The following is a 15,626-nucleotide window of genomic DNA, read 5'->3' as shown; positions in this document are numbered from 1 at the left end:
GTGTGAGCTGGATTACGGACAGGAGTTGTAGACGAATGGCCGAGAGTGGCATTGACCGGGGCGAAGTCCGCCTGGACGACGTGGACCGGAACATCATTGCCGAGCTGACCCGCGATGGCCGGATGTCCGTGACTCAGGTGGCGGAGAATGTCCATATTTCCCGGGCGCATGCCTATACGCGGATAGCGCGACTGACAAGCGAAGGCGTACTGACTAAGTTCACGGCCCTCGTGGACCCCATCAAGGCCGGCCTCAAGTCCTCCGCTTACGTAACGCTCAAAGTCAGCCAGCACTCGTGGCGTGAGCTCCGGGAACAGCTGCGGCTCATTCCTGAAATTCATCACATTGCCCTCGTGGGCGGGGACTTCGACGTGATCCTTCTGGTCAGGGCAGTGGACAACGTGGATTTACGCCGGGTCATCTTTGACCAATTGCAGTCCATGCCTGGTGTGTTGGATACCCAGACATTCCTGGTGTTTGAGGATCTGGATACGCGGTAGACATGGACTAGAACGGCCCGCGCGGTATTTATGGCGCGAAGAGTCGATCTCCGTGAGCTTCTTGCCACGCTGTGTCTGGACAGGTGTCTGTTGTGCGACCTTGCGAGCTTCGTCGAAGTTCCAGCTGCGTTATCCAGATCAGACGCCCGACAGATCGCCCGCCTTTATCTAAGAATTACGAGAGATCCCTTCAGGAAGGGACCACATGTCACGCTGTTAACTCACGCTCAGCTCTCTGAGCCGCCAATTTTTACGATTTGACGACTCTTAGCAGATGCCAGCACGGCTTCGGCGACCCTGAGGGTGTCCAACCCTTCTTGCAGGGTGACCACATCCTGTCGCAGGCCGAGTACGGCGTCGCGAAAGGCTTCGTGCTCCGTTCGTAGAGGCTCAGGTTTAGCGATCGCTAGGCGGATAACGTTACCCTCGGAAACACCACGAAAGGCGGCCATGGATTCCCATTCTGTAGCCACAGTTCCATTCTCGAAGAACGTGAGATCTGCCGTGATCGTATCGGCCACAAAGGCTCCCTTTTCACCGGTAACGATCGTGAGCCTTTCCTTCATGGGAGATAGCCAGTTGACCAAGTGGTTGGTTATGATGCCGTTTTCGAGATGTCCGGTCGCTGCGACCATGTCTTCATGCGGACGGCCGCTGCGGGCGGTAATCTGGGCAAAGATCGACTGGAAGCTGCTCTGGGCTAGCCAGGCCGTCAAATCGATGTCGTGCGTGCCGAGGTCCTTAACGACGCCGACGTCAGCGATGCGTGCTGGGAATGGCCCTTGCCGACGGGTAGCGATCTGGTAAACATCGCCAAGCTCGCCGGCCTCTATCCGTTTCCGCAGCGACTGCAGCGCGGGGTTGAACCTTTCTATGTGTCCGACAGCACCGATGAGGCCTTTGGCTGCAAAGGCATCAACCATACGCTGCCCGGCCTCAGCGCTGAAGGCTATGGGTTTTTCTACCAACGTGTGGACACCGGCTTCGGCTAACGCCAATCCCACGTCCTCATGCAGTCCGGTGGGAACGGCAACGACTGCCATGTCGAGGCCGACGGCGATGAGTTCCTCCACCGACGACAGCAAGTTGAGTCGGTCGGCAACTCGGTGAGGGTCTCCGAGGGAGTCAGCGACGGCTACCAAATCAACGCCGTCGAGCTCCCGCAGTACGCGAGCGTGGTGCCGGCCCATCATCCCAAGGCCAATGAGGCCGACGCGAAGGTCCCCCATCAGGCACCGGCCCGGACGAGCTTGTTGACGGCCGCGACGATGCGTTCCAGATCGCCTTGGCTAAGCGACGGGTGGACTGGCAAAGACAGGACTTCCTGTACCGCGATCTCGGTATTCGGCAGATGCTCTGTGCGGTTAAAGGACGGAAGCCGGTGATTAGGAACCGGGTAGTACACGCCGGTGCCGATATTGAACTCCTCGCGCAGCGCATTGGCAAGCCCGTCACGGTCCTCGGAGACCCTAATGGTGTACTGGTGGTACACGTGGGATGCGCCATCGGCTACCGTCGGCTTGCCGACGCCCTCAAGATTGTCAGTCAGGAACATGGCGTTCTGCTGCCGCTGTTCGGTCCACCCCAGGACTTTCTTGAGCTGCACTCGACCAATCGAAGCGTGCATATCCGTCATCCGGGCGTTGAAGCCCACGATTTTGTTTTCGTACTGCTTTTCCATGCCCTGGTTTCGAAGGAGACGCAGGTTCCGCTCCACTGTGGCGTCCGGGCTAGAAACCATGCCGCCCTCCCCGGAGGTCATGTTCTTCGTGGGGTACAGGCTGAACATTGCGAATTTGCCAAACGTTCCCACCTTTTGCCCGTTGAAGCTGGCGCCGTGGGCCTGGGCCGCGTCCTCGTAAAGATCGATACCCCGCTCCGCCGCGAGATTCGCAAAACCGTCGACGTTGAACGGGTGCCCGTAAAGATGAACCGGCATGATGCCCTTGGTCTTGTCCGTAATGAGCGAGGAGACATGGTTTACATCGAGGGTGTAGTGATCCAGTTCGATGTCTGCGAACACGGGCGTGGCGCCCGTAAGTGCCACGGAATTGCCCGTTGCGGCGAACGTGAAGGAGGGAACGATGACTTCATCACCGGGCCCGACTCCGGACGCCAGCAGCCCCAAGTGCAGGCCGGACGTACCCGAACTCACCGCCACAGCAGATCGGCCGTCGAGGAGCACTTCAGAGAACTCCCTCTCGAAGTCTGCGACCTGCTGTCCTTGGGCAAGCATCCCGGTTGCAAGAACGGCATCGACGGCAGTCCGTTCGTCTAAGCCAATAATGGGCCTCGCCGCCGGAATAAAGTCGTAGCTCATGCGTTCTCCTCAGATTCTTTCAGGGAAGCTCCGTCTTCGATGTATTTAGTACCGGTGGCGGGGCACACCCAGAAGGCGTCCTGTTGCTTCAGCGGTTCACCGGCCTTGCCTACCCATCCCACGCGGCGCGCTGGGACTCCTACCATCAGTCCGAATGCCGGGACGTCCTTGGTAACTACGGCACCAGCGGCAATCGTGGCCCAACGCCCGACTGTCACGGGTGCCACGCAGACAGCCCGAGCACCGATGGAGGCGCCGTCCTCCACTGTGACCCCTACCGGGGTCCAGTCGTGCGAGTTCTTAAGCGAACCGTCGGGACCAACCGCACGCGGGTAGATGTCGTTGGTCAGCACAACTGCCGGTCCAATGAAGACGCCTTTGCCGAGTCGGGCAGGCTCGTACACTAAGGCGTAGTTCTGAATCTTGGTGTTCTCACCGATCTGGACACCCGTGCCTACATAGGCACCGCGGCCCACAATGCAGTTGTCGCCAAGAACGGCCTGCTCACGCACCTGTGCAAGATGCCAGACTTGGGTGCCTTCACCGAGGACAGCCTGATCGGAAACGTCAGCGCTCGAAGCAATCGTCGTCGTCATAATTCCGTTCCTTCCAGGAATCTCACCCTGTTTTTAGGACTTGCAGAAGCAGACCGGATCAGGCCTTCCCGATAACGCGGTAGATGACACCGTCCCACCTGTCGGCAGAGCTCACACGACGGCCGTCAATGAACGCCTTGATGCCAGGCAGGTCAGCGGGGGACAGCGACCGGTACTCAACGTGATCCGCCTGAACAACTGCAGCATCCACAGATTCACCTATATGGTGGGCCGCGAAGCCGAGCTTCTCCAGCTCCGCATCCGTATACAGCGGATCATGGACTGACACGGCCGCGCCACGCTTCTCCAGCGCCGCCACAGTATCGAAGACGCCAGAGAATGCTGTCTCCTTAACCCCGCCCCGATATGCGGCCCCAAGGACCACAACGCGGGCGCCGGTTAGATCCCCATGAACCCCCTCCAGCAGGCCCACCGTGTAATCCGGCATGTCAGCATTGGCAGCGCGGGCTGCCCGCACCACCGTTGCATCAGGGTCATTCCATAAGTACAGGCGCGGGTAAACTGGTATGCAGTGCCCACCAACGGCAATACCGGGCTGGTGAATATGGCTGTAAGGCTGAGAATTGGAAGCCTCAATTACCTGGTAGATGTCAATGCCAGCCGTCGCAGCAAAGCGCGCGAATTGGTTAGCCAGCCCAATATTGACATCTCGGTACGTGGTTTCTGCCAGCTTGGCCATCTCAGAGGCCTCGGCAGACCCAAGATCCCAAACACCGTTAGGGCGTGGAAGATCGGAGCGCTCATCGAAGTCGAGAACCGACTCATAGAATGCGACCGCCTTCGCTGCACCCTCCGCAGAAAGGCCGCCCACGAGTTTCGGGTATTTGCGCAAATCTTGAAAAACTCGGCCGGTAAGGACTCGTTCCGGGGAGAAGACTAAGTGGAAATCCCGGCCCTCGACAAGCCCGGAGGCCCCCTCCAACGCTGGTTTCCAGCGTGAGCGTGTGGTTCCGACCGGCAGGGTGGTCTCGTAGGAGACCAAGGTTCCGGGGCTCAGGTGCTTGGCCAGCTCGGCAGTTGCACCGTCCATCCAGCCGAAATCGGGTATTCCCTCAGAATCAACAAACAACGGCACAACGAGCACTACAGCATCGGCGCCTGGAACCGCATCAGCGTAGTCTGTAGTCGCACGTAGCCGGCCTGTCGGCACGAGTTCGGAGAGTTTCTCCTGCAAATGAGCCTCACCGGGAAACGGCTCAGTTCCAGCATTAACAAGGTTCACAACGTGCTGATTAGTATCGACGCCAACAACTTCATGCCCCTTGAGGGCAAACTGCACAGCCAGCGGCAGCCCAATTTTTCCCAACGCGACTACAGCAATCTTCACGATTCTGATGCCTTTTCTCTAATAACTGGCACGGAACAGCAGGACATTGACGCCCGTGGCAATAGACTATCTGGTTAATCGATAGCGGAGCCAAAGAACACCCTCCGTTCTCTTGGCCATAACCGCATATAAATAAAGCGTCCTACTTCGCGATCACGGAAGGGACACTTACGGGGTTTTCGCTTAGTCTGCCAGGGACTAACCGCGAAGTAGCAGCACATGCCGCAGGCACCGAGGTCGAAAACCGGGCAGCGTCGCCAGCAGCGCTAAATTTGTTTGAGGAAAAGGTAGCAGTAGGCACACCGAGCACCATTTTTTGGACCGGCGGTAGTACGGGCGCAATCCGCGTCTTTACCCGCCCCGTGTAATATTTTTCTGAATTGAGCTTGCCAAGCTGTGGAAGCCCTTCAGCGAAGCCGACCTCGCTGAGCCGCGGGGGCAGCAGCTGGCTAGACGATAAGTGGGAATCGAATGAAGCAATGGGCGACTGGCGCCAATAACTACTGGCCAACACTAAACTCCAACAAAACACCGAGTGCCCAGCAGAAGAAGTCCGTCGTGATCGTCAGTTCCGCTCATCCCTGGACGGATAACAGAATTCACTACCGAGAGGCCGCGACACTGGCAAGCGCTGGACACAGGGTTACCTTGATTGCCGTCGAAACGAACAATCATGTCCCTGCAGCGCCGGGAGTTAACGTGGTAAGAATCAGGAAGCGCTCTCGGCTGGCGAGATTCACCTTTGGCACTTGCGATGCGATAATTCGTGCGCTCAGGACAAGAGCCCAAGTTTTCCACCTACATGATCCAGAGCTGATCCCCGCCATCCCTTTCTTACGCCTTATAGGTAAGACGGTTATTTATGACGCGCACGAAGACCTATCTAGCCAGATTGTTGACAAACCTTACATTCCCGCCAAGTTAGCCGGCCTGGCCGTTTCCGGAGCAAAGCTTCTAGTTTCCGTATCCTCCATGGCAGACCATGTCGTGGCTGCCACAGAAAAAATTGCTGAAAGCTATCCAACTTCGAAGGTGCGTATTGTACGAAACTACCCCCCGTTGCGGGTCGCCGATCACAAGGCCCTAGCTGTATCCAGCCGAGCAAGCAACGTCGTGTACGTGGGTGCCCTCTCAGATTCAAGGGGTATTCCACAGATAGTTCGAGCTGCGGAATTATTCCCAGAAGGTTGGAACTTGGTGCTTGCAGGTCACGGAGCCACACCGTCTTATCGTGGTTCTCTTCAAAACTTGACTGGATGGAAGCGCGTTATTGATCATGGAGTGGTTTCTCCTGATGACGCGCGCGATCTGATGCTTTCCGCACGGGTGGGATTGGTGACCCTACAAAAAACCGCGGCCTACTTGGACTCGCTGCCCACCAAGATGTTTGAATACATGAGTGCGGGAATCCCTATAATTGCTTCCAACTTCCCCCTATGGCGAAAAATTATTGAGACATATGATTGTGGCACCCTTGTAGACGAGACCGATCCCGTTGAAATTGCTAACGCAGTTCAGCGCTACGCTGACGACCGTGACCTGCTTTTACTTCACGGTGGGAATGCTCGGAGGGCCGCCGAGGATGCCCTCAATTGGGGCTCCCAAGGACGGGTCCTCACCGATCTCTACTCCAAACTCCAAGGATGATAAAAGGGATTTGGGTACGTCTCCGGTCCTCTCCCATTGCCAAAATACTCCTTGGCAGCGCAGGAGGCCAAGGGATCCTGTTGTTGGCGTCCCCTCTCTTGACCCGGCTATACGCACCGACGGACTTTGGATCCCTAGCTGTCTTAACGGCCTTTTCAGCCGTAATCGCCGTCTTTGCTACTCTGCGCTGGGAGGCTGGCATCGTTCTGCCTCAAAAAGATACTGACGCAAAGGCCTTGGGCTGGCTGGCTTTGGGCAGCGCAGCTTTTATATCCTTTCTGGCTTACATCTCCACGCAGTTATGGCCATCCTCAATCGAGTTGTTTGCTGGAAGCGGTGCCGCGTCAATTTATTCGTGGATTCTCCCGCTGACAATCATGGCCATTTCATTCCACAAAATCCTATCTGCCTGGATGGTGAGGAAAGAGCAGTTCGTTCGACTGGGACAGCGAAATTTTCTTGTGGGCTTTGGTCAACTATGCGTCCAGTTGGGCTTGGGCGCGTTCGGGATTAGACCCATCGGTTTACTGTTAGGGCTTGCAGGGGGGCGGCTTGCTGGAATGGGAGGTGCCTTCGGACCCACTGGCTTATTCGCTGGCCCTCAGCCCAGGCTCAGGGACATTTTCCGTGTGGCTCAGCGGTACAAGAGATTTCCACTGGTTTCATCCCTTTCGGCGACAGTGAACTCAGTGGGCTTACAAGCGCCCGTGTTGATACTATCGGCATTCTATGGAGGCGTGGCCTTTGGTCTCTTGGCGCTAACAATGAGGGTACTGACGGCCCCAGTTGGAATTATCTCAGATGCCGTTTCTCAGCATTTTGAAGCAGTCGCCGCCAAGGGTATCCGCTCCAGCCGAACTGAACTGCTCTTGCAAGTTCGCCGAACCGTTCTACGCCAACTGTTTATAGGGGCAATACCCGTTGCCCTGATAATCACATATGGTCCGGTGCTATTCAAGATCGTATTCGGCGATAGTTGGGAGTCGTCCGGTGTTTTTGCTCAGATTCTAATTCTGGGTTACTACTCGCAGTTTGTAATCTCGCCCGTTTCTAAAACCTTATTGCTACTGGAGCTCCACGGACGACAAGCGGTTTGGGACGTATGTCGAGCAATTGCGATTGGAGGAGGTCTCGTTGGATGCGCCTTGCTGGAATGGGATCTCTTTCAAGCGTGCATCATCATGGTCTTAGTCCAGATCTTTAGCTATGGTTCACTGCTGCTAATTGTAATTCATGCAGTAAAAAGCAAAGCTGACCCAGTAATAATGCCAGTCCCGGAAGCAAAATGAATCTGTCATCGTGTTGGCCATATGGGGGGGGCATGCTGATATCCTTCTGGCCGTGCTGTTACCCAATGAGACCAATGGCTCCGGCGAGCCTACGAGCCGACGCTGGCGTAGATATCGAAGATGAACGAGCCCCTAACTGAGGCCAGCTACCTCATAAGGGACCACCTCACCCGCTCTTTGAGACTTCATTCAGCACCTGTTCCAGGGCTGAGGCAACGATGGGGCGGGAACGGTTGTTCAACATCCATTCGCGACCGTTTTGCCCCATAGCTCTAAGCTCCGTTCGTTCCAGCATCTTCATGGCCCTTATTCCACGAGATATCTCCCCGGATGAAACACCGACACCGGCCCTTGATACTTCCAAGATGTGATGCGGCTCTCCGACTGCATTGCTGATAACGGGCAATCCCACACCGAGGTAGTCGTGCAATTTGTTGGGGCTCATTCCACGCTTGAAAACTTCCCAATCTGCCACCAAGTGAAGTCCGACGTCCATTAGTTTGAGATAACTGGGAAGCTCTGCCTTGGTCACGGGCTCTAACATCAATACGTTCTTCAGGCCCTCCCGCTCTACGCGGTCAGCAAGCTTGCTCTTTTCCGTACCGTTCCCTATCAAGACAAAGAGATCCTCCGGAAAGTCTCCTACTGCATCAAGAAGCAAGTCAAGACCATCTTTCGGACCATGAGAGCCTGCAAAAACAAACTTGAGACCGTTCGTCGCTGAGCCATGCTTCCCCCAATCCAATGCTGCCGGCTTTGCTAAGTCGAAGGCTGCCACATCGGTACCGTTCGGTATTGCCGTAAAGCTTTTATTCGGGGCATTCTGTTGAAAGTAAACTTTCCACTGAACACTTACACCCACTATCCAGTCGGCTCGGTCATAAATCCATTTCTCCAAGGCCTTAAGCCCCTTGTACATTCGCCCCTGGGTCCGAATCACATCCAGTGCAATAAACGATTCGGGCCACAAATCGCGAATTTCGACCACCAACTTTGCCCGCATCATCTTCGCGAGTACCCACCCAGCTACAGGTGTAAACAAGTGTGGGGAAGACGCATAAATGACATCGACGTTGCGTTCCTTCAATCCAACAAAAATAGCTTTCACCATATACTCAAGCCACCCCATTGCGCGCCGGGCGGGTGTCTTACCGGTAATAAGTAGTCGAACGGTTCTGAACCGAGCATCGCTCGTGTCAATTCGTTCACCGGAGAAGTAATTTCTATCTCCCACAATAAAGATGCTTCGCCAGTTCTCCAATAGCGAAAACATTTCCACGTGCCTAGTTCCGCCAGGACAATTTGATGGCAGGGCAAACTGATTAAGAACCAAGACCGTACGTTGGGTATCCATTTTTTTGAACTGCCTGACATATCTTCCATCTCGAGAATAGCTACTATTGGGGAATGACAAGTGGCCCTCAATGTCGAAAGCCGGACTGTGTGGCTTCCTTAGAAAGTTACACGTCGTTCCTCACATCAGGGGACTTTCGGTCCTTTATTTCCGGCTGCCCACGAAATTCCGGCATTGTGGCAGAACCTTCAGCCGAAATACCAGAGCGTTTGCATACTGCCAGCACAGTCTCCGCGACTATCAGTAGGTCCAATCCGCAGGATTGGTGATCCACATAGATCAGATCCCATTTCAATTTCTCCTCCCACGTAATGGAGTTGCGCCCTTTCACTTGCGCCAGCCCAGTAACTCCGGGACGAACATCGTGCCGATGCGCCTGTTCAGGTGTATACAGTTCCAAATACTTGACCAACAGTGGCCTAGGCCCTACCAGACTCATATCACCCTTGAGTACGTTAATGAGACTGGGTAACTCATCCAGACTTGTCGACCTTAACCAACGCCCAAACCTCGTCAGTCGCTGTTCATCGGTGTCTAGACCCCCATCCTCATCGTGGTTCTTCATCGAACGAAATTTCAGCAAGCTAAATGTCTCACCATGGAGACCAGGCCGATCCTGCTTGAAGATGATGGGGCGGCCGTGTTTAAGTAAGACCAATACTGCGATCACCGATTGTGCGGGGGCAGACACAGCTAGGCCAATAGTTGCGAAAATCAAATCAAGTGCACGCTTTACCGTGCGATAGGAATAGAGTGAGTTCCTCATTCACTTGAGACTTTCGGCAAAAAACGCATCGAGCACATCTACTACGCGGCCGATGGATCGGCTACTAAGATTCGAACCGCTGGGAAGCGTAAGCCCATTCTCAAATAGATATTGGCTACTTCCATTCAAATATGATCGATGATTTTTGAAAACAGGTTGAAGGTGCATCGGTTTCCACAGCGGGCGGCTTTCAATATCAGCACGGTTCAATGCGTCTTGCAACTCGGTAGCCGTACGATGCGAAGCTTTAGGATCGATAATAATCGCGGTCAACCAACAGTTGTCCTGGCTATCGTCTTCCCCACCAAATATCTCAACACCCTCAAACTGGCTGACCGTTTCACGGTAGGTGTTTCTGTGAGCACGCCGAGCAGCAATCATTTCATCCAGCCGAGTCAACTGCGCCCTGCCCAACGCGGCCAATAGATTGCTGAGTCGATAGTTATACCCGATTTCAGTATGTTCATAGTGCGATGCTGGCTGCCGCGCCTGCGTGGCCAAATATCGGACTTTTGCGGCCAAGGCACCATCATCAGTCGTGATCATGCCGCCGCCTGAAGTGGTCATAATTTTGTTGCCATTAAAGGAAAAAACGGAAGCATCCCCCCAGCTGCCTGCCGCGATATTCTTGTGCGTCGCACCCAGGGATTCAGCTGCATCGGCGATGACTGGGATTCTCAACTCCTTCGCAAGTCTGCAGACCATTGTGTAGTCGACCGTCTTCCCTAGAAGATCGACGGGAACTATGGCCGCTGGCCTTTTCCCAAGGCGCATTAAGTCTATTACCGCCTCGGATAACACGTTTGGATCGATGTTTCCGGTACTTAGATCGCAGTCAACGAAAACCGGAGTGGCGCCAGTGTAAGTAATGGCGTTAGCAGTAGCCGCGAAGGTCATCGAGGCTGTCACGACTAAATCCCCTGGCTTGACGCCAACGCCGAGCAATCCAAGGTGCAGGCCTGCAGTCCCTGAACTGAGAGCAACGGCGTGGTGCGCTCCAACTCTGACAGCAACTTCTTCTTCAAACCGGTCCACATCAGGCCCGAGGGGAGCAACCCATCCTGAACGCATTGCTGAAAGAACATACTCCTCCTCCAGCTCACCTATATCCGGTGTCGACATCAAAATTCTGGTCGTTTCCACTGATCCCCCTTCGCCAGCAATCTTGTTGTGTGCACCCTGAACATCTGTCTTAACGAAACTCATCGTGCCGGCACGCCCTTGACCACCGTGCGTTCCGGCACGTCTTTAGTGACGACGGCTCCTGCGCCCACCAGTGAACCCGCGCCAACGGTGAGCCCCTGCAAGATTATGGAACCTGCTCCTACCAGAACTCGAGAACCCACCTCCACGCGACCAGAAACTATTGCCCCCGGATTTACGGATACATAGTCGGAAAGACGCGCGTCATGTCCTAAGATCGCACCAGGGTTTATGTGGACGTGAGCGCCAAACTTTACGTTGGTAGACACTTGGGCGCCGGCACAAATTACAGTGCCCGGCGCAAGTTGAAAATCTGAACCAATAGTTGCCCGTGGGTGGATTGCCGTTCCCGCTTGTAAGCCCGCCTGCCGGTACTGAAAGTCTATTTTTTCTCTGGCCGCGGGACTTCCGACACCTATGAGGTAACGGACGTCAGAGGCGATCGTATCCAGTACTTCACTGGTCGTACCGAGGTACCGCACACCTCTCCTCGACAGCAAAGCTAGGTCATCCAGAGCAGGGTTATCATCGACGACGCCTTGCAGCGAGTAGGTCTCAGCATGTGGTGAAACCTGATTGATGGCTTCGACAACATCAATGGTTTCACGACCGAAACCACCTGCGCCCACAATAATTAATGATGGAACCAAGGCTTAATCTCATATCCTGCTAGCTGTGCTCGTGGAAGAGGGGGCAAAGGGCAATACTCATCCTTTATCTGCTGGATAGGATATCGGCAGCTTGCGTAGGTTTCGCCAGTCGGAGCTATTTCTGTATGTCAGCAAGAGTGTGAAGTATCTGGGGCGGCTGTAAGTTTCTTGTACTAGCGATGCTTTCTTGCCATTTGTGTCTGTCCAAATCTGCAGGATCTAAAGTGGGTACGCTCGTGTGGCTAATACTTGCGTGGAAAGGACGCTCATCTGATTCGCTCGTTCCAATGAGGTCTTCATGGAGTTTTTCTCCTTCCCTCAGCCCCGTAAATGAGATGTCGATCTTCTTTCCAGATGTAGCAATCATTCTCTGGGCGATATCAAGAATACGAACTGGTTCCCCCATGTCTAGGATGAGCACCTCCCCAGCCCGCCCAATCGCCCCGGCCTGAATGACGAGCTGACAGGCTTCAGGAATAGTCATGAAGTAGCGTGTGACGTCGGGATGCGTGACAGTCACTGGACCGCCTGCTTCTATCTGCGCGATAAATGTAGGGAGCATTGATCCCCGGCTTCCAATGACATTGCCAAACCGCACTGAAAGGTAAGGTTTGTCAGTTGACCAGGCGGCCCATGCAGTCAGCTTTTCAGCAAGTCTTTTGGATCGACCTAGCACACTGACTGGATTCGCTGCTTTGTCTGTTGAAATATTGACGAAGGTCTCGACACCCACACTGCCGGCCACTTTCAAGACATTCAAGGTTCCTAGAACATTCGTCTTCCAAGCCTCGGATGGATACTGTTCGAGCATGGGAAGGTGTTTCAGCGCTGCCGCATGGAAAACGACCTCGGGCTTGCGCTCATCAAATATTCGCTGCAGTGCTTGCGCATCACGGATGTCGGCGAGAACTACCTCGTCACTGTCGAGCAGACCATGCCCAACGATGGACAGTTGTACTCCGTGAAGACCCGTCTCATCTCGATCAAGCATGATGAGCTCGCTCGGAGAGAATTTCGTCAGCTGACGGCAAAGTTCAGAACCGATTGATCCACCGGCCCCTGTAACCAAGACACGCTTGCCTGCGACGTATCCGGCAATCGATTCCACGTGGGTGTCGACTGGACGGCGTCCGATAATATCCTCGATCGCGACATCCCGCAGGTCAGCAAGCCCCATGCCCTCTTCAAGGATTTCGGAAAGTAGTGGCATCACCATTAACCGCAAACCCGCTCTGTCGGCCCGGTCAGACACTTCTCGAACGACGTCGGCATCGGCTCGTGCCACACACAGGACCAAAGCGGTTGCACCAGTCTTTTCGGCCACGGACGTCAAATCGAGGCCGCTGCCCAGAACCGGAATATTGGAGAGGCGAAGGTGCCGCTTGTCGGAATCATCGTCAACGAGTCCAACAGGTCTGTATGGAGACCCGGGATCAGTGAGCATTCGTTTGACGAGGTAGTCCCCGGTTTGGCCCGCCCCGTAGATCAGCACCCGTTCGGCGGAATTCAACGGACGAACTCTCCGTTCGGACACAATCCTCTGGAGATAGCGACTTCCTCCCATGAGCACGAACGCAACTGGTAAAGCTACGAGCGCGGTGCTCCGTGGAAGACCTGCAGCGCTAAGCAGATAAAAGTTGACCCCGAACAAGAGGGTAGCAACGACCACCACGGTACCCAGGAGAGTCTGCGCCTCATGAAACGCGCCGTGCCGGTGGCGCCCACGATAGAGGGCGAACGCCCAACCGACGACAGCCTGTAACAACATTGCCAATATGGATAAGATGCCAACAGACAACCAATTGACGCGATCGGCAACGAAATCGTAGCGAAACAACACGGCGAAGACTACAGCGATAACCCATGCCTCTGCATCAACAGAATACTGGAGGACGCGGGATGCCCAGCGTGCAGTGCGATCGCCTTCGCCCAGACGATTGCGCTCATTAATTGTTATTCCCACTCGAACTTTTCCCCCCGAAATTGGCCCAGACGTTGCCTAGATTGCCAAACCAATCAACGCAGTATCCATGCCCAGTGCTGCACTCGCACCGACGTAATACTCTTGAGACCCGTGCTGAGCACAACTGAATGGCTATTGAAACCAAGCTAGCCGTTCGACCTGATGCTTTCCTTTATAGCCTAGTTTGCGAGGCTGGCTGTGGGAATGGATCACGAAGATATTGAATCCCCGGGTCTTCCATGACGTGGAGTCCCTGGAGAATGCAGCACCACTCTTCCGTCTCCGAAATCTTGAAGCGCGGTACGATGAGGAAAAACTCGCCTAACCCTCATCCGGAAGGGGCTCGATTTTGGAGCTTAAGGATTATTTTCGCATTCTGAGACGAAATTGGATCGCGGTGGTGGCGAGTACTCTTGCTGGTCTCCTGATCGCGGGGGTTGCGACTCTCATGATTCAACCGACCTACGAGTCCGAAACGAAACTTTTTGTAGCACTTCAGAATTCGGCTACGGTCACGGAACTGCAGCAGGGCAACGTATTCACCCAGGCGCGAGTCCAGTCCTACGTTAAAACCGTAAATACACCAGCTGTACTTCAGCCGGTGGTTGACAGCTTGGGGCTGGAAGTGACTCCGGAAGTACTATCCAACAAAATAACAGCGACCTCAGATGTCAATACTGTCCTCATTAGTATTTCTGTGACTGACGAGTCACCCATACAAGCTGCGGCAATAGCCCAGGCAGTCGGCAACAGCCTCATTCAGGCAGTTGATGAGCTCGAAAAGCCATCTGCGGGCGGCTCCTCTCCGGTGAAATTGTCGATCATAACCCCAGCCATGGCCCCGGCTGGCCCTTCTTCACCCAACGTCCGCCTGAACCTGATTCTAGGATTGCTGGCGGGAATTGCTGCCGGCGTCGCGCTTGCCGTCCTCCGATCGGTTTTGGATACAAGAATCCGCGGCGAGGCAGATCTGCGCCGGGTGACGACGGCGGCACTACTCGGCGGGGTCAGCTTTGACTCAGATGCCGTGAAGAAGCCGTTGCTTACGCAAACGGCGACTCAAAGTCCAAGGGCAGAATCCTTCCGCCAGCTGCGCACGAATCTGCAGTTCGCCCACGTGGGCCATGACTCAAAAACCGTACTCATCACCTCGTCGGTTCCGGGCGAAGGCAAAAGCACAACAGCACTAAACCTTGCCATCGCAATGGCCCAGGCGGGACAGACTGTGGCCTTAGTGGATGCTGACCTGCGTAGACCTATGATCGCCGAATACCTGGGTCTGGAGCGCAATGCTGGGTTGACCACAGCCCTCATCGGGAGAGCGGACATCGTCGATCTGCTGCAACCCTGGGGCAGTGAGCAACTGTATGTTCTCGCGTCAGGTCAAATACCTCCAAACCCGAGCGAGTTGCTTGGATCCGAGAAAATGAAGCAATTAATATCCAGGTTGGAAGGCACCTTTGACGCCGTGATCATCGACGCGCCGCCGCTTCTGCCTGTGACTGATGCCGCGGTTCTCGCCCAGCAAGTAGGCGGAGTGGTAGTGGTCGTGGGGACGCAAAAGGTACGCACCACGGACCTCGAAAAATCTCTTGCTGCGTTGGAGATGGTGCAAGCTGATGTGTTGGGCGTGGTACTCAACCGGCTTCCGACTAAGGGACCCGATGCTTACGCCTACAGCTACTACAGCTACGGCAACACAACGAGCGGTGCCCAAACCATGAAACCGATCGACCCGGATTCTCAAGCGGCCCCGGACGACGACGAAGGACGCTTTGCAGAAGAAATACTGCACGGTGAGACCCGAGAGCCTACCCGCATAAGAAGCGGACTCGGCAGGCAGCCGCAGTGACCACTAAGGATTTGGGGGATCCTTTGGGCGTGTCAGGATCTACCGAACAACCTCGTGCCACTCGTCCGTCAAGGCCCGGTCCCAAGAGGTCTGATCGTAGCGGCCGACGCCGGCTTCTAGTACGAATGGCAGCAGTAA

Annotated in this window: 13 protein-coding genes; 4 read left to right on the top strand and 9 right to left on the bottom strand. The window is 55.0% G+C overall.

Annotation, left to right across the window (positions count from 1 at the left end):
* Positions 1–35 precede the first annotated feature (35 nt).
* The gene (locus RIN13_RS14505; RefSeq protein ID WP_309108048.1) at positions 36–500 is read left to right on the top strand and encodes an Lrp/AsnC family transcriptional regulator; all 465 of its coding nucleotides are present in this window, start codon (positions 36–38) and stop codon (positions 498–500) included.
* Positions 501–727: 227 nt separating this feature from the next.
* Here the strand turns inward: RIN13_RS14505 and RIN13_RS14500 are convergent, their stop codons facing one another.
* The 4 genes from RIN13_RS14500 to RIN13_RS14485 are packed head-to-tail and all read right to left on the bottom strand — an operon-like array spanning position 728 to position 4,764.
* A complete protein-coding gene (locus tag RIN13_RS14500; RefSeq protein WP_309108046.1) occupies positions 728–1,729 on the bottom strand; it encodes a Gfo/Idh/MocA family oxidoreductase in 1,002 nt (333 codons plus the stop codon).
* Positions 1,729–2,820 carry a DegT/DnrJ/EryC1/StrS family aminotransferase gene (locus RIN13_RS14495; protein WP_309108045.1) on the bottom strand — a complete coding sequence of 364 codons (1,092 nt, stop codon included), beginning with the start codon at positions 2,818–2,820 and terminating at the stop codon, positions 1,729–1,731. Before RIN13_RS14495 ends, RIN13_RS14500 begins: the two co-directional genes overlap by 1 nt.
* Positions 2,817–3,416, bottom strand: coding sequence for an acyltransferase (locus RIN13_RS14490; protein WP_309108044.1), 600 nt, complete (start codon positions 3,414–3,416; stop codon positions 2,817–2,819). Before RIN13_RS14490 ends, RIN13_RS14495 begins: the two co-directional genes overlap by 4 nt.
* Before the next feature lie 58 nt (positions 3,417–3,474).
* Positions 3,475–4,764, bottom strand: a complete 1,290-nt coding sequence (locus RIN13_RS14485; RefSeq protein ID WP_309108043.1) for a nucleotide sugar dehydrogenase — start codon at positions 4,762–4,764, stop codon at positions 3,475–3,477.
* 471 nt (positions 4,765–5,235) lie between these two features.
* Between RIN13_RS14485 and RIN13_RS14480 the strand changes: the two genes are divergently transcribed.
* Both RIN13_RS14480 and RIN13_RS14475 read left to right on the top strand, forming a co-directional pair.
* Positions 5,236–6,411: a glycosyltransferase gene (locus tag RIN13_RS14480; RefSeq protein ID WP_309108042.1), complete on the top strand. Its 1,176-nt coding sequence runs from the start codon at positions 5,236–5,238 to the stop codon at positions 6,409–6,411.
* The gene (locus RIN13_RS14475) at positions 6,408–7,700 is read left to right on the top strand and encodes an oligosaccharide flippase family protein (RefSeq protein ID WP_309108041.1); all 1,293 of its coding nucleotides are present in this window, start codon (positions 6,408–6,410) and stop codon (positions 7,698–7,700) included. Before RIN13_RS14480 ends, RIN13_RS14475 begins: the two co-directional genes overlap by 4 nt.
* Before the next feature lie 166 nt (positions 7,701–7,866).
* Here RIN13_RS14475 and RIN13_RS14470 read toward each other — a convergent pair whose 3' ends face one another.
* The 5 genes from RIN13_RS14470 to RIN13_RS14450 form a co-directional block, all read right to left on the bottom strand.
* On the bottom strand, positions 7,867–9,054 hold the full coding sequence (locus RIN13_RS14470) for a glycosyltransferase family 4 protein (RefSeq protein WP_309108040.1): 1,188 nt from the start codon (positions 9,052–9,054) through the stop codon (positions 7,867–7,869).
* A 106-nt stretch (positions 9,055–9,160) separates the two neighbouring features.
* Positions 9,161–9,820: a sugar transferase gene (locus RIN13_RS14465; RefSeq protein WP_309108039.1), complete on the bottom strand. Its 660-nt coding sequence runs from the start codon at positions 9,818–9,820 to the stop codon at positions 9,161–9,163.
* Entirely contained in the window at positions 9,821–11,026 is a 1,206-nt protein-coding gene (locus RIN13_RS14460; protein ID WP_309108038.1) for a DegT/DnrJ/EryC1/StrS family aminotransferase, read from the bottom strand.
* Entirely contained in the window at positions 11,023–11,673 is a 651-nt protein-coding gene (locus RIN13_RS14455) for an acetyltransferase (protein WP_309108037.1), read from the bottom strand. Before RIN13_RS14455 ends, RIN13_RS14460 begins: the two co-directional genes overlap by 4 nt.
* A 115-nt stretch (positions 11,674–11,788) precedes the next feature.
* A complete protein-coding gene (locus tag RIN13_RS14450) occupies positions 11,789–13,636 on the bottom strand; it encodes a nucleoside-diphosphate sugar epimerase/dehydratase (RefSeq protein WP_309108036.1) in 1,848 nt (615 codons plus the stop codon).
* A 349-nt stretch (positions 13,637–13,985) separates the two neighbouring features.
* On the opposite strand from RIN13_RS14450, the gene RIN13_RS14445 reads away from it, so the two are divergent.
* On the top strand, positions 13,986–15,488 hold the full coding sequence (locus RIN13_RS14445) for a polysaccharide biosynthesis tyrosine autokinase (RefSeq protein ID WP_309108035.1): 1,503 nt from the start codon (positions 13,986–13,988) through the stop codon (positions 15,486–15,488).
* Positions 15,489–15,626: the final 138 nt, after the last annotated feature.

This window comes from Arthrobacter sp. (assembly GCF_031179985.1).
Classification (GTDB): Bacteria; Actinomycetota; Actinomycetes; order Actinomycetales; family Micrococcaceae; genus Arthrobacter.
Note: the sequence above shows the minus strand (reverse complement) of the source record. Positions and strands in the feature narration are given on the sequence as shown.

Coding starts and splice junctions, on each gene's coding strand:
- RIN13_RS14475 (WP_309108041.1), top strand. CDS start 6,408: ATGATAAAAGGGATTTGGGTACGTCTCCGGTCCTCTCCCATTGCCAAA.
- RIN13_RS14505 (WP_309108048.1), top strand. CDS start 36: ATGGCCGAGAGTGGCATTGACCGGGGCGAAGTCCGCCTGGACGACGTG.
- RIN13_RS14495 (WP_309108045.1), bottom strand. CDS start 2,820: ATGAGCTACGACTTTATTCCGGCGGCGAGGCCCATTATTGGCTTAGAC.
- RIN13_RS14500 (WP_309108046.1), bottom strand. CDS start 1,729: ATGGGGGACCTTCGCGTCGGCCTCATTGGCCTTGGGATGATGGGCCGG.
- RIN13_RS14470 (WP_309108040.1), bottom strand. CDS start 9,054: ATGGATACCCAACGTACGGTCTTGGTTCTTAATCAGTTTGCCCTGCCA.
- RIN13_RS14460 (WP_309108038.1), bottom strand. CDS start 11,026: ATGAGTTTCGTTAAGACAGATGTTCAGGGTGCACACAACAAGATTGCT.
- RIN13_RS14480 (WP_309108042.1), top strand. CDS start 5,236: ATGAAGCAATGGGCGACTGGCGCCAATAACTACTGGCCAACACTAAAC.
- RIN13_RS14465 (WP_309108039.1), bottom strand. CDS start 9,820: ATGAGGAACTCACTCTATTCCTATCGCACGGTAAAGCGTGCACTTGAT.
- RIN13_RS14490 (WP_309108044.1), bottom strand. CDS start 3,416: ATGACGACGACGATTGCTTCGAGCGCTGACGTTTCCGATCAGGCTGTC.